Below are 25,202 nucleotides of genomic sequence, written 5' to 3'. Positions count from 1 at the left end.
GGAGCCGCACGCGGATTTCGTGACTGAGTGTCCGCTTCCGCGATACCGGCGGTCCGCGTGTCGTTTCCCACCCCTGCCTCCTCCCCGACAAACCATTCAGGCGCGAGTCGGTGCGATCGCGTTACGCGGCCGCAGCGTTGCCATGATCAGGTACATGCCGCCGCCGATCACCACGCCGAAGAACCATCCATAGGTATTCCACCAGACCGGCAGCAGGTTGGTGAAGTTGGGCAGGAAGGTCGAAAACACGCTGCCGACCGCCGCCGAGACCACCGCGTTGACGTTCCAACCGCCTTCGTAGCGGTACTCGCCGTGCTCCTGGTAGAGCGCTGCCACGTTGATGTTGCCCTTGGCGACCAGATAGTAGTCCACCAGGATGATCCCCAGCAGCGGGCCCATGGTGGCGCCTATGGCGTTGACGAAGTGCGCGGCGTTGCCTTCCCAGGGCGCGAACGGGTAGAGCACCAGCGCGATGGCTGCGGCAATGTAGCCGCCCTTCTTGAAGCTGATCACCTTGGGAAACGTGTTGGAGATGTCAAACGCTGCCGAGACGAAATTGGCCACCACGTTAATGCCCAGCGTCGCGACCGCGAAGGTGAGCGCCGCGATGAGCGCCAGCAGCCAGCTGTCGAACTTGGCCGAGATCTGCTCGGGGTGCAGGAGCACTTCTCCGTACACCTTGAAGGCGGCGAGGGTGGTGACGCCGGCGACCAGCGAAAACGCGATCAGGTTGACCGGCAGGCCCCACAAATTTCCTTTTTTCACTGCGTCGCGATTCTTCGCGTAACGCGAGAAATCGCAAAAATTGAGGTACAACGCCGCGAAGTAGGTGATCCAGGTCGCGCCCACTGCCATCAGCGCCCAGAACGAGCCGGGCGTGCCGCTGATGCCGGCGTCCTTGGTCTTCTCGAGCATCACGTCCATCGGAATGCTACTGGTGAAAGAGAAACCGCCGGCCTTGACGCACAGTCCAATCGCCAGGAGCAGCATGGCGATCCACACTGCCGGGCCGGCCCAGTCCTGGAACTTGCGCACCGTCTCCATGCCCTTCTGGATGATGAGCAACTGCAGCGCCCAGATGACCACATAGCAGATCACCTCCAGGCCTGAGTGGCCGAGGAACTGCGTGCCCTTGTGGAACGCCATCAGGCTGTCGCTGCGGATCAGCAGCGCGACCATTGCACCCGAAGCCGCGGCTGTCTGCGCGCCGTACCAGAAGCAGGCCACAACAGCTCGCACCAGCGCCGCCAGGTTTGCTCCCCACACGCCAAAGGAGGCGCGCGCCAGCACCGGGTAAGGCACGCCGGTTTTTTCGCCAGCGAAGCCGATCAGGTTCATCAGCGCAAAGATCACCAGCGAGCCGATCCCGATCGCGAGCACGAAGTTGATAAAGCTGCCGCACAGGAGGAACAGGCTGGCGGCGAGGTAGTAGCCCCAGAGGCTGTGAACGTCCGAGGTCCAGACGTTGAAGATGCTGAAGGCACCCCAGTTGCGCTCGCGGGCGGGAGCAAGATCTTCGTTGTAGAGGCCGGGGGAAGGATCGCGGATTTCCATCTGTCATCTCCTTTCAGTTCGTGGAACTACGGAAAGACCGGCAGACGCCCCTAGGCAGAAATGCCCCCGCGTCTGAAGCAAGGTGGTATGCAAGAACTGTAGATACTTTGCCGCACAGTTCCGAATGGGTTAACCCTAATCGCGAAGTTCGGGGGCACAAATCAAACGCACGATTCAACGCCGTCTGATGAGAAAGCGGCGTCTATCTGGAACAAGGGTATCTCGACATTTTCATATCCGCCGCGCATCGTGATGATGCACGTAACGTGGAACGCTGGCCGAAGCATCGAGGTGAAGAAAGCGTTCTACCGTGCCGTCGCGAACGGCATTCAAAGTTCGGATGGATTCGAAGCGAGACAAGGTGTACCGTTTATTCGCGAAAGCAAATGAATATGAGGGAGGTCGCTATGCCCGACGAAGCTGCTCCATGGCGCGTTTTCGAATACGAAGGCTTCGACATCCATGTCCAGGCTCAATTAAAGCCGATGCCTGCTCACGCGGCGCCGCAAGTAAGCGACCGTTATGTCTACATCGGCTTTATCTGTCGGCACGGTGCGCACGCCGACGCGCCGGGCGAAACCCTCCACTTCCACGCCAGCGGTGACGACGAATTCAAGAGCGCGGACGACGCCGTGCAAGAGGCGCGGCACATCGGGCGAAGTATTATCGATGGCACGCATCCGGATATATCCGTCTTACCGCTCGTTTCCCATCATCATCCAGGCTGAGCACACCAAGCGATGAATTTGCCCCCTGCCGGAGCCGAGCCGGTGATCGAAGGCTTAAGCGCCATCACGTTGTCCACTCGCGACATGCGCAGCGCCGTGCTCTTTTACCAGGCGCTGGGGTTCCCGTTATTGCACGGCGGCGAAAACGAACCGTTCACTTCATTCGCTGCGGGCACGTCCTTTCTCAACCTGACCGTGGAAACGCACGGTCCAGCCAACTGGTGGGGCCGGGTGATCATCTATGTGTCGGACGTCGATGCGATGTATCACAAGGCGCTCGCGGCCGGGTTCCCGCCAGAGTTCACACCGCGCGATGCGCCGTGGAACGAACGCTATTTCCACGTCAAGGACCCCGACGGCCACGAACTCAGCTTCGCCCGGCCATTGAGCTGAACGCACGATACGATTAGGCGACGACATTGATCGTGTGATGTCGCGTGCACGGGGATCGGACAGGCCGATCAGTATGGCCGATGGATCTGAAATGGCGTGGTTGAGGAAGAGGTCCGTGTGCTCGCCCGACGCATTGCCGCTTCACGTCGAGCACGATATCGGTTCCTTTTAATTTAACACGTACGACCTATAACTGAATCAGTAGTAGAGGTGCCGTTGTGGGCCAGGGTTCACCTTTGTAAGCAGAGCCATTCTCCGGCAAGTGCTGAGTTGCTTATCAGCGCATCCATTCATCAGAGGTATTCAATTCGTATCCGCAACGGGACTTTGGAGCACGGCTGGCGGCATCGATGCGCTCGGTACGTGCGAGGACAATATTTTAATTTCCAACTGCCGAGAAAAGGACTCAGGCAACTGCACTTCATGTAAGGAGTATGGATATGAAATCGGCATTCGTTTCAACGGTAGCGTGCGCCGGCCTGCTTCTGTCGGCAGGTTGCACGAGCGTACAGGAGACTCAGCAGAGCGTGCAGCCAACTGCGCGGGCGTCCCTGGTAGAGAACGCTAATGAGTCCGCCCAGTCCAGCACGGACGTGTCATATGGCGGAGTTCCAGACACGCAAAGCGCAAGTGGAGGTACACGCTCGCCCGGTCCGCCCATCTGCTTGACCGGACCTCGATGCGACCTCTTTTCCAAACACTGAGGCAGTAGTCAGGTTCGACCGGAAGCGATGAAACGAGGACGCTATTGGAACATCCACCTCTAGCGGCCTTCGTACTCTGAACTCTACTGCGGCGCCGCATTAAGTTATCCGCATCGCCATGCGAATGAAAACCGGGGAGATGCTGGCGACAACCTGGCATCGTTTTTCTGACATTTTGAGTGCTCGTGGCTGCATCGATTTAACTGACGAGTGCGAAGCGGGCGGCCGCGCGCGCGCCGTAACACGGCGAGGACCAATACTCTTTGCGCCCTCATGTTTAGTTACATCGCGTAAACACCGGTTCTGAAAACGGGCTGCTTCCCGCAGAATCGACACCCACGCGACTGACCGATAAATGGACTGTCACACATAGGTAAAGTGTTCCTGTGAAAGTGATTGCAGCCAGGTTCGAACATGCAAGACATCTTCGCAACGACGAAGGGTAAAAAATTGGGAGACACGCCACATGGAAACGGTCGTTTCGACATCGCATCAAGGACACCGCCCCAATGCCAGCGCATGCTCCGTGCGCTGCGCTCTCCACGCCGCTGACCTCGCCGGCGAGGACCGCGCCGACGTATTGACCTAAGCGCCCCGCTCGGGACGCATTTGAGGCGGCACGCGCAGACAAGAACTTCGCCGCGCCCCACCTCTCGATATTGCTATATGAACGAACGGAGACCAAATGCGCGAAGTGCCAGTGATTGAACCCGAGTTGTACACGCAAACACATCCAACGCTGCGCTTTCTCGCCCGGGACTCAAAGGACCCCATCATTGCCCTGGTTTATTGGCTGGGTGTGACGAGCCCGTCACGCGAACCTAGCTTCTATGACGCGATGCAAAAGTTCAGTCCGCTGATGCAGCTGATTCTTCCGGACGAATGCCCCGGTGTATTTGTGAACCGGAGCGCTGTGCTCTGCGCGCAAGACTTGGGACTTGTAAAACGCCTCGTCTTTAAAGACCGGTCATCGCTCGATGTCCGCTATGCCGGACCGTGTAGTGATCTCTACTTTACGTAGACGGAACCCTTACGACATTGCTGAAGTTCAGTCGTATTACGACGATACAACCACGCACTTAATTGTGCGTTTGGTTGACGATGCAGCGGGATGTCGAACCCACCCACGAATCCCAACGAAAACACCACGGTGGAATTGCGATTCGAACATCAGGCTGAGTCGGCTCGCAAAACGCTTTTACCCTGCGGGCAAGAAGCGTTTCTGTTGCTCAATGACAAGACGACAACTGTTCTCGAATAACACACCATCTCAGCGGCACTTCAACACGATTATCTGGAGCGCGAAGCGCGCTGGTGCTTGAGCCAGACAAGGGCGAACAACGCAACGCTAATAGCGGTAAGAATGGCGCCCGCGACCATACAAATGGGGGTGAGCGCGGGGAAGAAGTCTCCGCTCTTGTCACGCATGAAAGCCCAGGCGCCGGCATCAAGCATCAGCCCGCAGAATCCAGTGGCGACCGCAGGTTCGATGCCACTAGACCCGGTCGGCAGCTTTCGAGGCAAAGCCGGTACCGGCTCGCGTCTGAATGGTGCCGCGTTTTTGTGCGGCTCGTCAGCAGGGTGTTCTGCAGGCATGGCGTAGGCGACTTTGATTGGAGTGCCAGTGTATAGCGCTAGCGGCATTTTCGCGCGCTCCGCAACTGGCGCGAAAGCACCCTACCGACGAGTTCGTCGTTCTGAGGCTATCGGGATGGCGAGTTCACCGTCAAGCGCCTGTAGAAGCGGTAAGGGTTCGTCCAATTGCATCCGGAGAACTGCTGATGTGCCGAGGGTCCGCATCCTCGTCTTCGCCGAGTGCGCTGTTTCCTGAGATATCTGTGATGCTCGTCGCCGCTGAGACGGTCAAGACTTGGCGACCGGCGCAGACAATGACAAGCGAAACAAACGTCGGCTGTTCTCGGTGCAAGCTTGCGCGACTGCATCTTCGCTGATGCCCTTCAATTCTGCGACGGCACGAGCCACCCATATCAAATTCGCAGGTTCGTTGTAGGGTCGGCGCTTCTTGGCATTCTTGGGTCCGAGATACGGAGCGTCTGTTTCGAGATGCAGTCTGTCGAGCGGTAGGTCTCGCATTGCGGAGCGTAAGGCGCCGCCACGCTTCTCGTCTGTCACCCAGCCAGTGATGCCGATATCCAATCCTATGTCGACAAACGCTTTGGCTTCGTCGGCAGACTCCGTGAAGCAGTGAACCACTCCATGCGCGCCAGCCTGAACCGCTTCTTTCGTCATTGCATAAAAGTCTGTGAACGCATCACGGCAATGGAGGAAAAGAGGCTTTCCAGTCCTCACGGCAACGGACAGTTGAGCTGCAAAGGCTAAGCGTTGATTCACCGGGGTCGAAAAATTGCGGTTGTAGTCGAGCCCGCATTCGCCGACAGCCACGCAAACGTCGTCCTGCCACAGCACCTCAAGAGCGTTCAGCATCTCAGCGGACCACGCATCTGCCGAATGTGGGTGTACACCTGCTGTGGAGAATAGGTATCCCGGGTACCTGTGGGCTAGAGCCAGCTGGTCATGACTCGATTGTAGCGACGTACCCGTAGCCAAGATTGCGACTACATCCGCCGCTTTTGCTCGTTCGATGAGACCGTCGGTCAGGCCACGCAACTGCTTTGAGTGAAAGTTGACGCCGATATCGATGAGTTGCATGGCTTCATGTAAAAGGGATACCGCTTAAATGAAGGTATCTAAACGTTGCCCAATAGTACTTGTAGAAGGCACCTTTCCCAAATGCGCATTGCCAGGACGTTTCAGAAACACCCGCTTACTCGAGCTCTTTCGTGCTTAACGTGTTAGTGGCATAGTGCGGCCATATCCATTTAAGGCGGCCGCTATGCCATCCCTCGAACAGCTCCAAAAAAAGAGGGTGGTCGGCTAATCGCATCGGGCGCACGCTGCAAAGCAGCAGCTTTTTTTTTGGAGAACTGGGAATGGACATTCCACGTGGGGGACATTGGCGCAACTGGGTCGGAAACCAGTCATTCGTTGCTGGTCACATGGCCGCGCCCAGCTCGGAAGAGGAACTCGCGGCGCTGATGAAAGAAGCAACAGGTCGGGGGCTTAACGTACGATGCGCCGGGTCAGGACACTCGTTCACGCCCATCGTGGCGACAAGTGGAATGCTGCTGTCGCTCAAAGATTACCAAGGTGTTCTGCACGTCGATCGGGGGGCGAACCGGGTGACCGTCGCCGCCGGCACGAAAATCAACGCGCTTACTCAGCACCTGAAGCAAGCCGGATTCTCGCTGAGTAACCAAGGCGATATCGACTCGCAAGCAATCGCGGGAGCGTTGGCGACCGGTACTCACGGAACGGGGACAACGCTCGGCAATCTCTCGTCTCAAGTGGTTGGCATGCGCATCGTTCGTCCCGATGGCAGCATTCTCGAGGTGAGCGACAGAACCGATGCTGACTTGTTGCACGCGACGCAGGTAAATCTTGGTCTATTCGGCGTAGTGTCACAAATCACGCTGCAAGTCATGGACTCCTACAACTTGCACGAGCGCATCTGGCGGGAGGATTTCGATGCATGCATGGAAATGCATGATGAGTTGGCAGCCAGGCATCGGCATTTCAGTTTTTTCTGGTGCCCGAAGTCCGAGAGTCGGCATCTCTACTGTCTTCCGGATACTTCTCAGGCATCAAATTCCGCGAAAGACTATGACGTATGCGAAGTCAAAGTGATGGATATAACGTCCGAAACGCAGCCGTCTGAGTCGCCCTTCGAAAAAATCGCCTACAGCTCCGAAGTCTATCCCATCGAGTATGTGCCCAATTTTCACGAACTCGAATATGCGGTGCCGGCCTCATACGGGAAGCAGGCACTTTGCGAAGTCCGGGAACTTATCCTTACAAAGCACACGGACTGCATCTACCCAGTCGAGTATCGGTTCACTGCCGCTGACCCCGCCTGGATAAGTCCCTTCTACGAACAGGACAGCGTCACTATCTCCTGCTCTGGCGGCCCGAACGGCGTCGACTACTGGCCGTTCCTTCGCGATGTCGACGACATACTCCGACGCTATGGCTCGCGGCCGCACTGGGGGAAGTTGCATTTCACGAACCGAGACGATGTCGACCGGCTGTTTCCAAAGGCTGCTGCATTCCGGGAGCTACGGCGAAGCGTTGACCCTGAAGGGTTTTTCCTGAATGACCATCTCAGGACACTGTTTGGCTGAGCCGCTCCGTGTGGAAGGCGCCACTCGCTCCAAGGCGAGCTCAAGAGCTCAAGACCTCAAGACCTCAAGACCTCAAGACCTCAAGACCTCAAGACCTCAAGACCTCAGACGAGTATGCGTCGGCTTCCCGCCCACCTTCGGGCCTAACCGCGACTTTCCGGCGCCTCCCTTCTGCCAATCCTGGTCAGCGTTGGCGTCCTTGTGAGCACCACAGAACAGATGTCTTTCGTGGTGTTCCACCCGAGACTCGCGATCACATCAAGGCCGTGAATGACCTTGATTTTAGGTTTAGCCCGCTTACGGTGTACTGATATCGGACTCTCAAAGCCGGTGGCGAGCCGCTACGGTGAACGCGCATCGCCAGAGCAGTTATTTCGACCAAAAATCGAGAAAATTAAATATTAAAAACTGCCTTAATCTCGATACTATTTAGCATTCCACTGCGATTTGCGCAGTTTGACAGTATTTCACCTCTGTTCAATATTTCTCTGGTTGCGGAGTCGATTGCTATGCGAGTCGTAGTATTGGGAAGTGGGGTCATTGGAGTCACCAGCGCGTTCTATCTCGCGCGCGCGGGCCACGAGGTGGTAGTCATCGAGCGAGAACAGGGTCCCGCGCTCGAGACAAGTTTCGCGAATGCAGGGCAGATTTCACCCGGCTATGCGGCGCCGTGGGCTGCGCCGGGCGTCCCGCTCAAAGCAGTGAAATGGATGTTTCAGAAGCACGCTCCCCTTGCAATCAGGCCAGACGACGAAGACAAACAGTTCCAACTCCAGTGGATGTGGCAGATGCTGCAGAACTGTACTGCGGAGCGCTATGCCATCAACAAAAACCGTATGGTTCGATTGGCGGAATATAGCCGCGACTGCCTGAAGGCGCTGCGCGCCGAAACAGCAATCCAGTATGAGGGTCGGGCGGGCGGCACTTTGCAGGTTTTCCGGACGCAGCAGCAGTTTGATGGTGCCGCCAAGGACATCGCCGTTCTGAAGGAGGCGAATGTCCCGTATGAGTTGTTGACCAGAAACCAGCTCGCTCAAGCAGAGCCGGCGCTTGCTGCGACTTCGCATAAGTTGACTGGCGGGCTGCGCTTGCCTGGAGATGAAACCGGTGACTGCCAATTGTTCACCACGCGGCTCGCTGCGCTAGCTGAGCAGGAAGGCGTCGCCTTCCGTTACAACACGCAGGTGGATGGTCTCGTGGTCGAGGGCGGAAAAGTCGTGGGCGTGCGGCATGGTGCCAAGCTAATCCATGCTGATGCGTTCGTTGTTGCATTCGGGTCGTATTCGACGAACTTCCTGTCCGGGCTGGTCACGATTCCGGTCTATCCGCTGAAAGGGTATTCCATCACGTCGCCTATCCTCGACGAATCACGCGCGCCGGTTTCAACTGTCCTCGACGAAACGTACAAGATTGCCATTACACGCTTTGACAAGCGCATTCGCGTCGGCGGCATGGCTGAAATTGTAGGGTTCGACAAACGTCTGCGCGAAGCTCGTCGCGAGACCCTGGAGATGTGCGTGAACGACCTCTTCCCAGGTGGCGGCGACACGTCGAAGGCTACCTTCTGGACAGGGTTGCGCCCCATGACGCCAGACGGAACGCCAATTCTCGGCCACACCGCGATGCCCAACCTGTACCTCAACACGGGGCACGGCACGCTCGGCTGGACCATGTCGTGCGGCTCGGCGCAACTTCTTGCCGACCTCATATCCGGAAAGCGGCCCGCTATCCAGTGTGACGACCTGAACGTGTTCCGCTACGACAAGGCCCCGCAGGTGCCGGCTGATTTCTCCCTCAATTAGCGACAAATTGACAACTACCTCAAGATGAATTTGGGAATGAACCGGCTCGGCTTCACTCCTGAAGGGCGGTACAAGCTTTATCGGGTAGGTACAAAGTTTATTTTTTGTCGTCAACAGGCACGCCATACCCCTCCCCCTCACTCCACCGTCACCGACTTAGCCAGATTCCGCGGCTTATCAATATCTGTTCCCCTCGCCAACGCCGCATGAAACGCCAGCAATTGCATGGGAATCGTATGCAAGATGGGCGATAGCAAACCATAGTATTCAGTAAGCCGAATCACTTCAATACCCGCACTTGGCGAGATGCCACGGTCGGCATCGGCGAATACGAAAAGCTTGCCGCTGCGTGCACTCACCTCATGCATGTTCGACTTGAGCTTCTCGAGCAACCGGTCATTCGGCGCGACTGCTACCACCGGCATCTCGTCGCTAACCAGTGCAAGGGGGCCATGTTTCAACTCGCCGGCGGGATACGCTTCGGCATGGATGTACGAGATCTCCTTCATCTTGAGGGCGCCCTCAAGCGCGACCGGATAATGCATGCCGCGCCCAAGAAACAGAATGTTCTGCCTTCGCGTAAGCTGCTCCGCCCAGTCAATAATCTGCGGCTCCAGCGCAAGCACTTTTGTCATCGCATCGGGAAGATGACGAAGCGCGCGAAGATGGGTTTGCTCATCCTGTTCGGATAAGCGCTGACGCGCCTGAGCCAGCGTCAACGCCAGCAGGAACAACGCGACGAGTTGCGTGGTGAAGGCCTTCGTCGATGCCACGCCAATCTCTATCCCCGCCCGCGTAAAGAAGGTCAGCGCGCATTCACGAGCCAATGCGCTCGTCGGCACGTTGCAGATTGCGAGCGTGTGCAGCATGCCCTGCTGCCTCGCGACCTGCACCGCGCCCAGGACATCCGCTGTCTCTCCGCTTTGCGACACCGCGACAACCAGTGTCTTCGGATTCGGCACGCTTTCGCGATAGCGGTATTCACTCGCAATCTCCACGCTCACCGGTAACTGTGCCAGGCTTTCTATCCAGTACTTGGCTGTCAGCGCCGCGTGATAACTTCCGCCACACGCGAGAAGCAGCACGGAATCCACGGAATTCAGCACGCGCCAGGCGTTGTCGCCAAAGAGCTCCGGCATGATCGATGTAACGTCCTGAAGCGTGTCGGCAACTGCCTGCGGCTGCTCGAAAATTTCCTTCTGCATGTAATAGCGATAAAGCCCCAGGTCAGCCGCCCCGCTATGCGCCGCGACGGTATGCACGCGGCGCTCTACACGATGGCCATCGGCGTTTTCTATCCGATGCCGGTGAAGCTGGATATCGACTATGTCGCCGTTCTCCAGGTAGGCAATCTGATCAGTGACGTTCGACAACGCGATGGCGTCCGACGCCAGGAAGTTCTCGCCATCGCCTATGCCAACCACCAACGGCATGCCATCGCGCGCGCCCACAAGTCGATGCGGTTCGTCGCGGCACAGCACTGCAATGGCATAGCTCCCACGCAGTTGAGTTACCGCTTCCTTGACGGCCTCGAACAAGTCGCCGTTATATAAATGATCGATCAGATGCGCGATCACTTCGCTGTCGGTCTGGCTAGCGAAGACGTAACCGCTTTCCTCTAGCGCCGCGCGCAACTCCTCGTGATTTTCGATAATGCCGTTGTGCGAAAGCGCTATTCGCGGCGCATCCGCGTTCGGCGAAAAATGCGGATGCGCATTCGCGGTAACCGGCTTGCCGTGCGTCGCCCAACGCGTATGAGCAATCCCCGTATAGCCGGACAAGGCCTCGCTGGAGATCACGTCTTGCAAGTGCGCAACGCGATCGACGCTACGAGCCCGCACCAATTTCCCCGCCTGATATAACGCGACACCGCACGAGTCATAGCCGCGGTATTCGAGGCGTTTAAGCCCATCGACCAGATTAGGCAGGATGTTGCGTTGCGCGACCGCGCCGACAATTCCACACATGATGTTGTTCCTTAGGCGGCTCCCCTTTGGAACCGATGCAGGAATGTTAAGGTCGACTCGATGGAATTTAATTTCATAATTAAAATCCATATGAAATATTCAAGCAACTGAATGTCTTGATGAAATTTTATTTCACGCTAAGCTATGCGCGAGTTATCACCCTTAGCGCACAACACGGAGCCCATAGTGCCCGGAATTTATCTGGATGAACTCGACCTTCGCATCCTCGCCATCCTGCAAAGTGATTCGTCTGTCTCTAACGTAGAGCTTGCCGCCCGCGCGCATGCATCACCGCCTACGTGCTTGCGCCGGGTGAGCAAACTCAAGGAAGCCGGAGTCATCCAGCGAGAAGTGGCCATTCTCGATTACGCCAAAATCGGGCCGACATTAACCGCGATTATTGAAGTGAGTCTTGATCGGCAAGCGGCCGAAGACCTGGACGCTTTCGAAACTTATATCTGCGCGGAAGCCGTGGTAACCCAGTGTTATCGCGTGTCACCTGGGCCGGACTTTCTGGTCGTAGCCGAAGTCGTCAACATGCCCGAATACGATGAACTCGCGCGCCGCCTGTTCAAGACGTCTTCGAACATCCGCAATGTGCGCACATTCTTTTCGACGCATCGCGCCAAGTTCGAAGCCAATGCTCCGGTAAGGATCGTGGCCGATCGGGCCAGATAACGCATCGGTTACCGGGATGCGTCCAGCAACTCTTTAGTTGAGACTACCGTGCAATACTCGCCGTGCAGATTCGCTAGCGACATCGCATGAACCTCGTCCGCGCTTCGCGCTCGACCATCCCAATCGAGACGCCCGAATGTGAAGCACCCATCCGCGACCAGATAGGTATCGAAGCCGAGGTTACCGGCCATGCGAACGGTCGTCTCAACAGAATTGTTGGTGATCACGCCGGCGACAACAAGACTCGTATGTCCGCCCTCGCGTAGCCGCTCTTCCAGTCCTGTACCAATGAACGCATTGTTCGTGCGTTTCGCGATGACCGGCTCCCCTGGCAAAGGAACGACTTCAGGCTTGAAGTCGTGTCCCGGTTGACCCGGGCGATAGTGAGAAGCGGGTTCTGACGAATCATGCCGCACATGCCAGACCGGCCAGTTCTCAGCGCGCCAGTGCGCCAATAGACGGCGGATTTCGTTTTCGGCCGTCGGGTTGTTTCGAACGCCCCAGTCCGGATGATCAATGGCTTTTTGCAGGTCGATCAATAGAAGCACCGACCCGCGAATAGACGACGCATGCATAGGCTGATCTTAAGTGAGTCAATCGCGCCAAAGTATAGCCGGGACATATTTTCTGGGCCTAAGATGTGCCTGCAAAGCACCTGCCAACTTTCACACGCTTGCCAACCGGAACACGTTGACGGTGTCGCGCAGCATCTGGGCCTGCTCTTGCATCGACTGAGCCGCAGCCGTCGCTTCTTCGACCATCGCGGCATTTTGCTGCGTGGTTTCGTCCATTTGAGCAATGGCGATATTCACCTGCTCGATGCCACGGCTCTGCTCTTCGGACGCCACTGAAATTTCGCCGATGATATCCGTGACACGCTGCACGGCCTGAACCAGCGAGTGCATCGTCGTGCCGGCACGCTCGACCAGCGCCTTGCCGTCATCGACCTTGCCGGTGGACTCTTCGATCAGGCTCTTGATCTCCTTGGCCGCGTCGGCGCTACGGCGTGCCAGGTTACGCACTTCGCCCGCCACTACGGCAAAACCGCGCCCTTCCTCGCCCGCGCGCGCTGCCTCAACGGCCGCGTTGAGCGCGAGAATATTCGTCTGGAACGCGATGCCTTCGATCACGGAGATGATGTCGACCACGCGCGTGGAGCTGGCTGCAATGCTTTGCATCGTCACGACGACCTGCTGCACCGCCGTCCCGCCTTCGCTTGCGATCAGCGATGCATTCGCCGCCATCTTGTTCGCTTGATGCGCGTTTTCTGCATTCTGCTTAACAGTCGCGGTGAGCTGTTCCATGCTCGCGGCGGTTTCGCTGATCGACGACGCCTGCTGCTCGGTGCGTGCGGAAAGATCGTGATTGCCCGCCGCAATCTGCTGGGCAGCAACGGTAATGGTTTCAGTGCCGCCGCGAATGCTCCGCACGGTGTGTGCAAGCCGTTGCTGCATGCGTTGCATGGCGGACAACATGCTGCTCTCATCCGATCCGATCAGCGCGACGTCGTGCGACAGGTCTCCATTAGCGATGCCCTCGGCGACAGTCGCGGCATAAGCCGGTTCACCACCCAGACTGTGCTTCACATTACGAATGATCAGCACCAGCGCCGCCGAACTCATCCCGCCAATCAACAGGATCACGATCAGGTATTGCACCAGGCTGACCTTGAAGGCGTCGTTGATATCGTTCACGTAGACGCCCGAGATCAGGTACCAGTCCCAAGGCACAAACCGCTTGACGAAACTGATCTTGGGCACGTAGTCCGTTTTGCCCGGCAAGCGTGCCATGTACGGCACGAAACCCTGTCCGTTGGCCTGAGCGACCTTGACCATCTCGACGAACAAAAGCTTGCCGTTCGTATCCTTGTAGTCGCTCACGTCCTTCATGCGCAGATCGGGAAGCACAGGATGCATGATGACCACCGGTTGCGCGGTCGTAATGAGCATGTAACCGTTGCCGGGATATCGCATGGCGGCAAGCTTCGCCTTGGCCTGCTGCTGGGCTTGCTCAAGCGTCAGTTGATGGCTCTCCACCTGAGCGGCGTAATCTGCAACAACGCCGTAAGCCGAGTCGACCACGTTTTCGACGCCGATCTTGCGATCCGCTGTCATGGTTTCGCGCGACTGCCACGCAGCCCATCCGCCGAGGAACAAGAGTCCCAGCCATGTAATGAGGAGCGCCAGCGATAATTTGGTGTTCAAGCTGAGACGGTCCAATCTACTCTCCGATGCAAGGCACAGTTCATGACCCGGCGCGCGGTGCGCCCGTCGTTGTGTGCATATCGGCCGTCTGGGGGGATTCTGAAGTAAGGGAAAGAACGGGCGGTGTGAATGTGAACGCGAATAGCCCTGGGCAAGGGAAGCAACTCACATCGTTTGAGAACCCTGCTGCACGGCATTCATTAAACTTTTACTGAAAATACCAGCGTGTCGCGCCACTCGCCCCTGATCAACACGTTCCTGCGATAAAGATCCACCTTCCGCATCCCGAGTTTCTCCAGCACATGAATGGAGGCGAGATTCTCCGGCCTGCTGGTCGCGAAGATTTCGCGCACCCGAAGCTCGTTCGCCAGGTAGGCGACCAGCCGCTTTGCCGCTTCGGTACCGTAGCCCCGGTTCCAATAGCGAGGATTGAGCGAGTAGCCGATCTCCGCCTCCATACCGTCTTCCGACAAAGTCGCCCGGTAGCTGCCTATCAGGCTGCCGTCGTTGAGCACGGCTGCCAGATCCAGGGTTTCTCTCAGGGTTTCGCTGTAAGGCAACGAATTCCCCGCCACGCAGCCGGCAACGAATTCCCTCGTCTGCTCGATCGTGTTGGGTCCCCATTCCTGATGCAGCACGACATCGAGTGAGCTTGCATATTCGTGAACTGCGTCGACGTCGGACGGCTCCAGATCCCTGAGATAAAGACGCTCGGCGATCAGTTTCATATCGATGCAATCCCATCGCGCGCAACGATCCTGCCGCGTGCAACCACGAGCTTGCGGACCGGTCGGGAAACAACAGCTTGAGCCACTGTTTCAGCGTCTACCAGTACAAGATCGGCCAGCGCGCCTTCGTGCAGTCCATAGTCCTTGAATCCACACGCCCATGCACCGAGTGTACTGACGCAATCAAACGCAAGGGCGAGGTCTTCATCGCGCCGGAGGTCGTAGCGCATGCCAACGAACATCGCCCGCTCGAGCATGTCGGGTTTGCCAAAAGGCGTCCACGTATCGCGTATTCCATCGTTACCCGCAAACAGCGTTACGCCTGCGTCGATGCAAGCGCGCATTGAAGGGACGGGTACGGATGGCGGCGCCGTAGTCAACAGCGCGACATCGAGATCCGCGATCCTCGCCAACAACGCGTCGCGCTCGAGATCAGGAAGCTGCCCCAGGCAAAACGCGTGGCTGACGACAACACGCCCCTGCATGCCCAACGTCTTGACACGGTCCAGCAGCAAGTTGAAGGTGAACGCGCCTACCTCGCCAGGTTCGTGGAGATGGATGTCGATAGGTTTCTGATGGCGGTTCGCAATCTCAAACGTGATGTCTAGCGAAGCGACCGGGTCCTGGTCGATGAGCGCGGGGTCAAGTGCGCCGAGCACGTCGGCACCAGCCTTTAGCGCGTCACTTAGCAGCGCGTCGGTCCCTGGACGACGCAGCATGCCTGACTGCGGAAACGCCACGACCTGTATCTCCATGACATCGGCCAGCGTTTCGCGCGTCGCCAGCACACCGTGCAAATGCCTGAGCCCGGCGTCCGTGTCTATATCCACATGCGTTCTAAGCCGGGTCGTTCCCGCTGCAAGAAAAGCCCGCGCGAGCGCTAGCGACTGCGCGCCTGCGTCATGTCCCGTGCTTGCGCGCCACGATCGTTCGTTCTCGATCCTGTCGATAAGCCTCGGACCCACTTCGTTGCGATACCACGGCATGCCCCAGTTCGTTTTGTCGAGATGCGTATGACCTTCGACAAACCCCGGCAGTACCAGCGCACCCTCGCCGTTTTCGCGCACGACGTCGGCGCCGCGCTGCAGGTTCGGGCCGATCTCTTCGATCCGTCCGCCGCTGACAGCAATATCAACAGGGGTACCGTCCGGCAGACGGACATGGGTAATCAACAAGCTATCGAGCACTTGAACTCCTGGGAACAGAAAAGGCAATCAGCGGACTTCAAAGATCGCGTCCACCTCTACCGACGCCCCCGCCGGAAGCGTAGCCACGCCGACCGCGGTCCGGGCGTGCCGGCCTCGTTCGCCGAACACCGCAAACATGAGATCGGACGCTCCGTTGATGACTTTCGGCACGTCAGGATAACCCAGTGTGCAATACACGAACCCGCCCATCCGATGACAACTGACCACGCGATCAAGGTCACCATCGAGTGCAAGGTGAAGTGCTGCGAGCAGGTTGAGTCCGCAGATTTGCGCTGCCCGTTGCCCCGCTTCAAGATCCTGTTCCGTGCCGACAGGACCGGCGTAGCGAACCTCACCTTCCCATTCGCAAATCTGTCCCGCGAGGAAGATCAGCGAGCCCGAGCGTGAGAAAGGCTTGAACGCGCCGCGAGGCACAGGCACTTTCGGCAGCGTGAGTCCAAGCGCTTCAAGGCGCATTGCTGCCGAATCCGGGTTGACTGGAATGGGCGTGGATGTCATTGACGGGCCTCGATTTAGAGAGATATTGGCTTAAGCGAATCAACGGATGAAATGAAAGCGTTCGCGTCGAATATCCAAGTGTGTCACAACATGCTGGATGAACAAAAGCGCATGGCTGAAGAGGCTTTGCACGGCAATTGAATCAATGCGACATCACTAATGGTGAATCCTCCCAGGCTATTCGCGCAGCCCATCAAGCAGTGTCAAGGGCGACCCGGGTTCAGCGAACATTTCCATCAAGGTGCATACTCTTGAAGGGTCGTGCCACTACGACCGCATCACGCGTCGCAGCGCCAAGACCCTGCGACTTTGTCCGCGCCCCTCATTACAACAATCTCCATGTCCCGCAGCCCGCAATCGTCGCGTCCTCTTGTCATTGCCGCGGTCATGGCTTCAATGGCAATGGTCGCCATCGAAGCCACGATCGTTTCCACCGCCATGCCGCAGATCGTTTCGCAGCTTGGCGACCTGCATCTCTATAGCTGGGTCTTTTCGTCCTTCCTGCTGACGCAAACGGCCACGACAGTCATCTTCGGCAAGCTCGCGGACCTGTATGGCCGCAAGCCCGTTGTTCTTGCCGGCATTGCGATCTTCCTGATCGGCTCGATACTCGCCGGTTTCGCCTGGTCGATGCCCGCCATGATCGCGTTCCGGCTGATCCAGGGCGTAGGCGCAGGCGCGATCCAGCCGGTCACGCTGACGATTGTCGCCGACCTCTATCCCGCGCGCGAACGCGGCAAGGTGCAAGGTTATCTGGCGAGTGTCTGGGCCATATCGGCGGTGGTCGGGCCCATGGTGGGCGGACTCATCATCCGCGATTTTTCGTGGGCCTGGATCTTCTGGATGAACGTGCCGATCGGCCTCGCGTCGGCGGCCGGGTTCATCGCGTTCCTGAAGGAATCCGAGCGACACGCGCGCCCTTCCATCGACTTTGCGGGAGCGGCGCTTTTCATGGTGTCGATCGCCGCGCTGATGATGTCGCTGACGTATGCAGGCAATGACGACGTTACGAAGGCATTGATCGCGGGTGGGTTCTTTATCGTGTGCCTGCTGTTCTTCCTGATGCAGGAGAAACGGGCCACCGAACCCATGATCTCGTTCGCACTCTGGAGCCGCCGCCCGATCGCCGCGTGCAACGGATCGACCGTCTTGTCCGGCATGATTTTGATGGGCGCGACTACGTTCCTGCCGATGTACGTACAGGGCGTCCTGCATCGCTCGCCGGTGATCGCCGGTCTTGCTTTGACCATGATGATGGTCGGATGGCCCGTCGGCGCAACGCTGGCCGCGAAGTCATTTCATCGCATCGGTCTGCGGCGCATTTTGATTGGCGGCAGTGCGTTTGTCCCGGCCGGCGCGGTGTTTTTGGTCGCGCTATCGCCGGACAGTTCGCCGCTCATCGCAGCATTTGGTTCGCTCATCATGGGCTTCGGCATGGGGACATCGAGCGTCAGTTCGCTTGTGCTGATCCAGGAGATTGTGGATATTGCGCAGCGCGGCAGCGCGACTGCATCGAATCTGTTCTCACGTAATCTCGGCAGCACGATTGGGGCGACCTTGTTCGGCGCCGTGCTCAACTTTGGTCTGAGTCATTCGAACGGCGCGGCAGCGGTTACATCGGATCAGTTGAGGGCTCTGCTTCAGAATCAGGTGACGAATCTCGGCAGCAGCGACGCAATCCGTCAGGTGCTGCATCAGTCGCTTCACCTGACCTTCCTGTCGATTTTCGTGATCGCGATTTTCGTCGTCGGGTTTCTCCTCTTCGTCCCTACGATCACGTTGGGGCACGAGAAGAAGATGCCGCTTGAGGCGTTGTCGCCGATCGAAGACTAAGCACGCATTGCCGGGCTGATTGACGAGTCAGCCCGGGTCCGGCCAACGCCTGCGTCCTGTTTCGTATAGCGCGCACGATCGAACATCTAAACCATCATTTGCCAACCGAAGAACACCGCCAGCGAGACCGCAATGGTCAGCAAGGGCTTGCGCGTAACCGCACACACGACAACGGCGACCACCGCCGCGATCAATTGCGAATTGCGCCAGGTAAGCTCGGCCGCGCCGCCGTGCGGCGCAAACGTCATCGGCACGATAATCGCCGTCAGCACCGTCACCGGCACGAAATTAAGCCCCATGCGCACGATGGGCGGAAAGCTCAGGCGCTCGCCGAATACGAAAACCGCAGAGCGAATCCCATAAGTAATCACCGCCATGCCCAGGATCAGAAGAGCGTATTTCATTCGGCGCGCTCCATTTCTGCGGGACGTTGTGACCGGCGTTCTGCGGAGTTCAAGGAGTCATTCGCACGCATCGACAGCAGCATGCCCACCACCACGCCCACCACGACTGCCGCAAGCAAACCGAGTTTGTAAGGCCAGTCATTCCACGCAAACGACAACACGCCGGCTGCCAGCGATGCCGCCACAAAACGCAACGCAACAAGCTGCGGCACGATGATCGCAATGAACGTGGCGACCATCGCGAAGTCGAGTCCCTTCGACTGAAGACCTGGAAATGCCGAGCCGAACAGCAGTCCGGCGACGGTCCATATCTGCCAGTTCACATACATGGAAACACCCGAACCAAGGAAGTAATACGGCCCGGTTTCGCCCGGTGCCCGACGCTGATAATGCGCGTACGAGACGGCAAATACCTCATCCGTCATGAACGCGCCGAGCGTCCAGCGCCAGCGTGCAGGCAAGTGCGCGACGTAGGGCGCAAGCGTCGCGGAGTACAGCACGTGACGCAGGTTGACGATGAACGTGGTTGCCCAGATCACCGCAAAACTCGCATGACCGGCAATCAGTCCAAGCGCAATGAACTGCGCCGATCCGGCAAATACGGCAAGCGACATGAGCTGCACCGACCACGCATGCAGCGGACCGGTGGCGGCGAGCGTGCCGAAGATCACGCCAAATGGCGCGGCGCCGACCATCATGGGAATGGTGTCGCGTGCGCCTGCGCCGAATTCGGCGAGATTACCCGGCTGATGGACCTGATGGTCCTGATGCGTTGAGTTCAATGTCTCCTCCGTTGATAGCGAGGATAGGACGCGCGGCGTTTGTGCGCTTGTACGTTCTTGCGGTCGGGTTACATCAACAGAATGCGCGCGCTAGCGCTAGCGCCAGCGTCCGGGCGACACGCCGAAGGTCTTTTTAAAGTGCCGCGTGAAATGGCTCTGGTCGGTGAAGCCGCTCGCCGCCGCCACGTCCGTCACTGGAACGCCCGCACGCAAGGCATCGAGCGCACGATTGACACGCATCTGGTTACGCCACGCGTGAGGAGCGAGCCCGGTCTCGCGCGTGAACAGGCGCGCGGCGTGGAAGGTCGAGAGTCCCACCGTCTGCGCGAGTTCGGCAAGCGTTAACGGCTCGGTCAGGTCATCGGTCAGACGGGCTTTCATCGTATTCACACGCGTCGCGTCCTGAAGCATGCGCTGTATTGGCGGCCGCTGTCCGGCATGACGCGCAAGCAGCGTGGATACCGCGTCGAGCAACGCATGCTCCGCCCCGAGCGGATCCAGGTCGGCTTCCATCGCCTGATGCGCGATCTGCACGCGTTGCGCGAGATCGGCGTCGCGGATCACGTCGGCGGAGAACCATGGCATTGGCTGGGCACGGCCGGCCACTTCGTCGGCGACAGACTGCACGAAATCGACCGGCAGATAAAACACGCGATACCGCCAGCCCAGATCCACCGCCCGCGCGCCGGTATGCAGTTCGCCCGGATTGATGACCGGCACCGAACCCGCCTCGGCCACGAAATTCGATCCGCGATAGTCGTACTGCTCCGCGCCCGCTTCAATGACGGGAACGGTGTACGCATCGTGCCAGTGAGGCGTGAACGTGTGATCGTAGTACTCAGCCGTGAGCATTTCCGCGCCGGGCACGAGCGGCGAGCGCCAATAGCGCGCGGAGTTGCTGAAACGGGAGGCGGTCATGGCTTTGCGATGCCGTGGGCGGAAATCGCAAGTTTAGCCCGGACCGCGTTTTCAGCGGACTTTGAATAATCCGCCGATTTTCGCCGCGCCTGAATGGCCCGATCAGACCGCGGCGGCTGACCTCTTGGTCTTGATGAAACTCGTCAGCTTCCTCCTGAGTTCCTGGTCCGCTCGCGCGAGCAGCAAGGCCAGCACGATCGAGATGGCAGCCACGACCAGCGTCTGGACGACGGGGTTGAGCACCCGGATATCGAACGATTCGAACACCAGCCGATATACCGGGAAATGGATCACGTAAAGGGGATAAGAGAGTTCGCCCAGCACCTTGCAGATCCCTTTGCCAATACCTTCTATGGACACGGAGCAAAGCAACGCGACCGATAAAGGCACGAGCGTGAGCGAATTAACGAATGCCACCTTGGGATTGCCAATCGCAAAGCACGCCAGCGCCGCGATTGTGACCGTCGCGGTGAACACGACGTGCGGCTTTTTAAACTGGAGCCCCGCCGAAAAGATGAAAACTCCGGCGAAGAACTCAGCAATAACGCGCGGAAATCCCAGCAGAAAACTTTCCGCCCGCCAGCCTGGATTAATTTGCCGAAAAATTATCGTGCAGGCAATAAACGCGATGAACGCGAGCAGCGAATATCTGGCATTCGGCAGTTTGCGAAACTTGTACAGGTAAGCGGCAAAAACAACGTTGACGAATAACTCGAAGAATAACGACCATGATGGATCGTTCAACGGAAAGGTCGCGCCGACGATTGCGTCCGTGCCAAAAGGCCAGCCGATATTATTGAAGTACGGCAGCCATGCCGCGCCGAGCACGGCGGCGGTCGCGAGCTGCGTGCTCGATATTTGCGGCGTGCCGGTTTTTGCCATCGACAGCAACACGGCGCATACGCCGAGCGCGAGCCCAAGTAGATAGAGCGGCGCGAGCCGGACGAGCCGCACGAAAGCGAATTCGCGAAACGACATTCCGTTCAGGAGTTTCTTGCTGTAACTGTGCGCAATCACGAAGCCGGATAGCACGAAGAACAGGTCGACCGCGACCCAGGCTCCGCCGAACCAGTCCCAACCCGTGTGCTGCGTATAGTGGTGAAGCATGACGGCGATTGCAGCAACACCTCGCAAGCCGTCAAGTAAATCGAACCTGGTGGACTTTATGGCGCTCATAGTGTCGGACCGTCATTATCGAGCGCTCAGTGTAGGGTGGAAAAAATGCAATCCCGACGCGGAAAAATATCCGTTTGAGTTGCCAAGTCGAGAAAATATTAGAAAATAATTCGATGGGGGGTTTTAGTTAGCGGGAAATGCAAGGGTGAGATGCGCAGCAACGAGACGCAACAGTCGAAAAGCGATCCGGATTCGCGGCTTTATCGAAAAGGCTAGGCGGCCGATATTCCAAACTATGAAAGATGGACCCCGATAATCTCAGTGAAAGGTCCATGGTTCAGTAAAAAGTAAAGTCGAGATCATTTCCACAACCTGCGAGTGCCCGGGCGTCGTCGTCGGCCCGACTGACGTCCCGACGAGAATTATTCGACTTCCTGCGAGCGACGCGGCGCCCCCTTGATACCCGGTTGGCTACCGCCGAGATTCGCGAGCTGTTTTGCGGCTTCACGTTGGATCAGGGCCTTGAGCGCTTCGCGCACAAGTTCCGTTGTTTCCTCCAGGCCCGTATAGGCTTGGGCTTTGGCGATTAATTCGTCATCGAGGTCAATCGTGGTCAGCATGAGAATCTCCTGTTGGTTATGCGCCAATTCGGCATTGTTTGATGCGGATTTACGCGCATACCTGCCATTCTGGAATATACCGCAGGGCAGTGACATCACGCGGAATCGAAAGAGCGGACATACTTGGTCTTTCTCACCTATGTTTGATTGCCATGGACAACGAGATTCAAAACCGCCTCACGCAGCTCGGCCTCGAATTACCTCCACCGATCAATCCGCTCGGATCGTACCGGACGACTGTGACCTTGGGCGACCAGCTCTTCGTTTCGGGCCTGGGGCCTTTCAAGGACGGTAAACCGGTTGTGGGAATTGTAGGAATCGATCTCTCGATCGCTGAGGCGCAAGAAGCGGCGCAGCGGACCATGCTGCTGATTCTCGCGTGCGTGGAAGAGGCGTGCGGGCTGGAGAAGATCGAGCGCTGTGCGCGCCTGACCGTTTATGTTCGCGCGGAGAGCGGATTCACGGCGCATCCGAAAGTGGCCGATGGTGCGAGCGATTTGCTGCTTGCGCTGTTTGGTCCGGACCGGTTGCCGGCGCGAAGTGCTATCGGCGTTTTTACCTTGCCGATGGGCATTCCCGTGGAAATCGACAGCGTGTTTCAGCTCAAGCGATAACGCCAGCGGTTTATTTCATTCGTAGTCGGCTTGGGGTTTAGGGTGGTCCCGGTTGAGCAAACCAGAACCAACCCCTACTCATGCCCGAGCCAACGCCGCCCCTCAAATCGACTTCTGAAACGGCGCGCCGGAATGCTCGCGCAGCTCGTTGAATACGATCTTCGGCCAAGCCTTCTTCGCGACATCGATTTCGGAAACATGCGACGCGAGATACGTTGGTGCGTTCGACGCATCAAGTGCAATGCGAGCCGAATACGCGTCGGTAAAGCGCCGCAATTCAGCGGCATCGTCACACGTCACCCAGCGCGACATGCGATACCGCGCCGGCATGATCCGCACATCGACTTTATATTCCGCCGATAACCGATGCGACACCACTTCAAACTGCAGCTGCCCAACCGCGCCCAGAATAGTCGACCCGCCAAGCACCGGACGGAAGACCTGAATCGCGCCTTCATCGCCGAGTTGCCGTAGCGCTTCACCCAACTGCTTCGCCCGGATCGGATCGACCACTTCCACCGTCTGGAAAATTTCCGGCGCAAAGAACGGCAAGCCGACGAACTGCAACAGTTCGCCTTCGGTCAAGGTATCGCCGAGACTCAGCGTGCCATGATTCGGAATGCCGATGATATCGCCCGGGAACGCTTCACTCACCGTCTCGCGGCGTTGCGACAGGAACGTCACCACGTTGTTCGCGCGGAAAGTCTTGGCGGTGCGCGTCACTTTCAGCGCCATGCCACGCTCGAAGTGTCCCGAGCACACGCGAATGAACGCCACACGGTCGCGGTGCGCCAGATCCATATTCGCCTGCACTTTGAAGACCACGCCGGTAAAGCGCGGCTCTTCCGGCAACACCGGGCGTTGCACAGACATGCGCATGGACGGCGGCGGCGCGAGCTCGACGAGCGCGTCGAGAATTTCCTTCACGCCGAAGTTGTTGATCGCCGATCCAAACAACACCGGTGACTGTTCGCCTGCAAGAAACGCAGCGCGATCGAACGCGGGTGTAGCGCCCGTGATCAAGTCGATTTCTTCTTTCGCACGCGTCCAGCTCGGGCCGAAACGACGGACACCGTCGGCATCGTCGAGCGCACGCACGGTCTCAACCGCGCCGCCGGCGGTATCTTGCCCCGCACGGAATACCCGCACCTGATCGTGCGCGATGTCGTAGACGCCCTGGAATTCCTTGCCCATGCCTATAGGCCAGGTGAACGGCACAGCGGCCACACCCAAGTTCTGCTCGATTTCATCGAGCAGATCGAGCGGTTGGCGCACTTCACGGTCGAGCTTGTTGATGAACGTGAGGATTGGCGTGCGGCGGCTGCGGCAGACTTCAAGCAACTTGAGCGTCTGCGCTTCAACGCCGTTGGCGCCGTCGATCACCATCACGGCGGCATCCACCGCCGTCAGCACGCGGTATGTATCTTCAGAGAAGTCTTCGTGTCCCGGCGTATCGAGCAGGTTGATGACGCAATCGCCATATTCGAACTGCATGACCGAGCTCGCGACCGAAATGCCGCGCTGCTTTTCGATTTCCATCCAGTCCGACGTCGCATAACGGCTGCTCTTGCGCCCCTTGACGGTGCCTGCAATCTGGATCGCGCCCGAAAACAGCAACAGCTTTTCGGTCAGCGTGGTCTTGCCCGCGTCAGGGTGGGAGATGACCGCGAAGGTGCGGCGCCGTTTGAGTTCGGAGATTGACATCGGTACTGGAGAGAGCTGTGGGGTTGAGCATTCGGGCGGGGGGTTGGTCTGAAAAATGGCCCGAAAAAGCCGCGTGGTGTGAATGATACACGAGGGGGGGTCTGCTCGCGCCGGGGACGGCCTGCCAGCACATACAGAACGAAGCCGATCAAAGCCAAACGCAACGAAAAAAAGCCCCGACTGGATCGGGGCTCTTCTCGACAACGCTAAAACTTAAAGCTTGCTAAAGCTCAACCAGCTTAGGGCTTCGGTGCCGACGACGGGATCGTCGTAGCCGTACCCGCGTGCTTGTGATGCTTCTTGTGATGATGCTTCTTCGCTTTCGTGGCGCTAGCCGGTGCTGCATCGGCAGCCGTTGCAGCCGGAGCGACGGCCGGAGCCGTTGCCGAAGCTTGTGCGAATGCGCCAGCGGAGAACAAAGCGACGAGCGTCGCGGCAACGAGTTGCTTTTTCATGGCAGTGAGACCCTTGAGGTTGGTTGACAACTACGCGGCGACGACGTCGCGTGTACCCGTTTAACGTCTCATCGCGAAGTGTGTTGACACGAA

At 58.1% G+C, this 25,202-nt stretch carries 23 protein-coding genes; 8 read left to right on the top strand and 15 right to left on the bottom strand.

All coding sequences use genetic code 11. From position 1 onward, the window contains the following. Positions 1-96: 96 nt before the first annotated feature. Positions 97-1,554 (bottom strand): NCS1 family nucleobase:cation symporter-1, encoded by a 1,458-nt coding sequence (locus tag FH08_RS0120815; RefSeq protein ID WP_031360202.1) that lies wholly within the window; start codon positions 1,552-1,554, stop codon positions 97-99. Positions 1,555-1,961: 407 nt separating this feature from the next. On the opposite strand from FH08_RS0120815, the gene FH08_RS0120805 reads away from it, so the two are divergent. The 3 genes from FH08_RS0120805 (at position 1,962) to FH08_RS0120790 (ending at position 4,400) form a co-directional block, all read left to right on the top strand. Next, positions 1,962-2,282 carry a hypothetical protein gene (locus FH08_RS0120805; RefSeq protein WP_031360201.1) on the top strand — a complete coding sequence of 107 codons (321 nt, stop codon included), beginning with the start codon at positions 1,962-1,964 and terminating at the stop codon, positions 2,280-2,282. Positions 2,283-2,294: 12 nt separating this feature from the next. After that, entirely contained in the window at positions 2,295-2,675 is a 381-nt protein-coding gene (locus FH08_RS0120800) for a VOC family protein (RefSeq protein WP_031360200.1), read from the top strand. Positions 2,676-4,064: 1,389 nt separating this feature from the next. Beyond that, positions 4,065-4,400, top strand: coding sequence for a hypothetical protein (locus FH08_RS0120790; RefSeq protein WP_031360199.1), 336 nt, complete (start codon positions 4,065-4,067; stop codon positions 4,398-4,400). A gap of 842 nt (positions 4,401-5,242) precedes the next feature. Here FH08_RS0120790 and FH08_RS0120775 read toward each other — a convergent pair. Continuing rightward, entirely contained in the window at positions 5,243-6,049 is an 807-nt protein-coding gene (locus FH08_RS0120775) for a TatD family hydrolase (RefSeq protein WP_031360197.1), read from the bottom strand. A 281-nt stretch (positions 6,050-6,330) separates the two neighbouring features. On the opposite strand from FH08_RS0120775, the gene FH08_RS0120770 reads away from it, so the two are divergent. Further along, positions 6,331-7,578 (top strand): D-arabinono-1,4-lactone oxidase, encoded by a 1,248-nt coding sequence (locus tag FH08_RS0120770; protein WP_031360196.1) that lies wholly within the window; start codon positions 6,331-6,333, stop codon positions 7,576-7,578. 509 nt (positions 7,579-8,087) lie between these two features. Continuing rightward, the gene (locus FH08_RS0120765) at positions 8,088-9,380 is read left to right on the top strand and encodes a D-amino acid dehydrogenase (RefSeq protein WP_031360195.1); all 1,293 of its coding nucleotides are present in this window, start codon (positions 8,088-8,090) and stop codon (positions 9,378-9,380) included. Between the two features lie 137 nt (positions 9,381-9,517). Here the strand turns inward: FH08_RS0120765 and glmS are convergent, their stop codons facing one another. After that, positions 9,518-11,347 (bottom strand): glutamine--fructose-6-phosphate transaminase (isomerizing), encoded by a 1,830-nt coding sequence (gene glmS / locus FH08_RS0120760; RefSeq protein ID WP_031360194.1) that lies wholly within the window; start codon positions 11,345-11,347, stop codon positions 9,518-9,520. 186 nt (positions 11,348-11,533) lie between these two features. Between glmS and FH08_RS0120755 the strand changes: the two genes are divergently transcribed. Next, positions 11,534-12,025: an Lrp/AsnC family transcriptional regulator gene (locus FH08_RS0120755; RefSeq protein ID WP_031360193.1), complete on the top strand. Its 492-nt coding sequence runs from the start codon at positions 11,534-11,536 to the stop codon at positions 12,023-12,025. An 8-nt stretch (positions 12,026-12,033) separates the two neighbouring features. Here the strand turns inward: FH08_RS0120755 and FH08_RS0120750 are convergent, their stop codons facing one another. From FH08_RS0120750 to FH08_RS0120730, 5 genes are all read right to left on the bottom strand, one after another. After that, positions 12,034-12,600: a cysteine hydrolase family protein gene (locus FH08_RS0120750; RefSeq protein WP_031360192.1), complete on the bottom strand. Its 567-nt coding sequence runs from the start codon at positions 12,598-12,600 to the stop codon at positions 12,034-12,036. Between the two features lie 90 nt (positions 12,601-12,690). Continuing rightward, the gene (locus FH08_RS0120745; protein WP_031360191.1) at positions 12,691-14,244 is read right to left on the bottom strand and encodes a methyl-accepting chemotaxis protein; all 1,554 of its coding nucleotides are present in this window, start codon (positions 14,242-14,244) and stop codon (positions 12,691-12,693) included. 185 nt (positions 14,245-14,429) lie between these two features. Further along, on the bottom strand, positions 14,430-14,957 hold the full coding sequence (locus tag FH08_RS0120740; protein WP_031360190.1) for a GNAT family N-acetyltransferase: 528 nt from the start codon (positions 14,955-14,957) through the stop codon (positions 14,430-14,432). Then, the gene (locus FH08_RS0120735) at positions 14,954-16,144 is read right to left on the bottom strand and encodes an amidohydrolase family protein (RefSeq protein WP_031360189.1); all 1,191 of its coding nucleotides are present in this window, start codon (positions 16,142-16,144) and stop codon (positions 14,954-14,956) included. The genes FH08_RS0120740 and FH08_RS0120735 overlap by 4 nt, the downstream gene beginning before the upstream one ends. Before the next feature lie 27 nt (positions 16,145-16,171). Beyond that, positions 16,172-16,663 (bottom strand): RidA family protein, encoded by a 492-nt coding sequence (locus tag FH08_RS0120730; protein ID WP_035566706.1) that lies wholly within the window; start codon positions 16,661-16,663, stop codon positions 16,172-16,174. Positions 16,664-17,002: 339 nt separating this feature from the next. On the opposite strand from FH08_RS0120730, the gene FH08_RS0120720 reads away from it, so the two are divergent. After that, positions 17,003-18,496, top strand: coding sequence for an MDR family MFS transporter (locus tag FH08_RS0120720; protein ID WP_031360187.1), 1,494 nt, complete (start codon positions 17,003-17,005; stop codon positions 18,494-18,496). A gap of 86 nt (positions 18,497-18,582) precedes the next feature. Here the strand turns inward: FH08_RS0120720 and FH08_RS0120715 are convergent, their stop codons facing one another. The 5 genes from FH08_RS0120715 to FH08_RS0120695 all read right to left on the bottom strand — a co-directional run bounded on the left by FH08_RS0120715 (position 18,583) and on the right by FH08_RS0120695 (position 22,336). Next, a complete protein-coding gene (locus FH08_RS0120715; protein WP_031360186.1) occupies positions 18,583-18,900 on the bottom strand; it encodes an AzlD domain-containing protein in 318 nt (105 codons plus the stop codon). Next, positions 18,897-19,598, bottom strand: a complete 702-nt coding sequence (locus tag FH08_RS0120710; protein ID WP_063177213.1) for an AzlC family ABC transporter permease — start codon at positions 19,596-19,598, stop codon at positions 18,897-18,899. The genes FH08_RS0120715 and FH08_RS0120710 overlap by 4 nt, the downstream gene beginning before the upstream one ends. A 180-nt stretch (positions 19,599-19,778) precedes the next feature. Further along, positions 19,779-20,600, bottom strand: a complete 822-nt coding sequence (locus tag FH08_RS0120705) for a helix-turn-helix transcriptional regulator (protein WP_031360184.1) — start codon at positions 20,598-20,600, stop codon at positions 19,779-19,781. Positions 20,601-20,702: 102 nt separating this feature from the next. Beyond that, positions 20,703-21,776, bottom strand: a complete 1,074-nt coding sequence (locus tag FH08_RS0120700; protein WP_031360183.1) for an acyltransferase family protein — start codon at positions 21,774-21,776, stop codon at positions 20,703-20,705. Between the two features lie 362 nt (positions 21,777-22,138). After that, positions 22,139-22,336 (bottom strand): type II toxin-antitoxin system VapB family antitoxin, encoded by a 198-nt coding sequence (locus FH08_RS0120695; protein WP_031360182.1) that lies wholly within the window; start codon positions 22,334-22,336, stop codon positions 22,139-22,141. Between the two features lie 152 nt (positions 22,337-22,488). Here FH08_RS0120695 and FH08_RS0120690 point away from each other — a divergent pair, with 152 nt between their 5' ends. After that, positions 22,489-22,950 (top strand): RidA family protein, encoded by a 462-nt coding sequence (locus FH08_RS0120690; protein ID WP_031360181.1) that lies wholly within the window; start codon positions 22,489-22,491, stop codon positions 22,948-22,950. A 102-nt stretch (positions 22,951-23,052) separates the two neighbouring features. On the opposite strand, the gene FH08_RS0120685 is transcribed toward FH08_RS0120690, so the two are convergent. After that, positions 23,053-24,654 carry a peptide chain release factor 3 gene (locus tag FH08_RS0120685; protein WP_031360180.1) on the bottom strand — a complete coding sequence of 534 codons (1,602 nt, stop codon included), beginning with the start codon at positions 24,652-24,654 and terminating at the stop codon, positions 23,053-23,055. 239 nt (positions 24,655-24,893) lie between these two features. Then, complete coding sequence (locus FH08_RS0120680) at positions 24,894-25,109, bottom strand: hypothetical protein (protein ID WP_031360179.1); 216 nt, start codon at positions 25,107-25,109, stop codon at positions 24,894-24,896. Positions 25,110-25,202 lie beyond the last annotated feature (93 nt).

This window comes from Caballeronia sordidicola (assembly GCF_000729995.1).
Classification (GTDB): Bacteria; Pseudomonadota; Gammaproteobacteria; order Burkholderiales; family Burkholderiaceae; genus Caballeronia; species Caballeronia sordidicola_A.
Note: the sequence above shows the minus strand (reverse complement) of the source record. Positions and strands in the feature narration are given on the sequence as shown.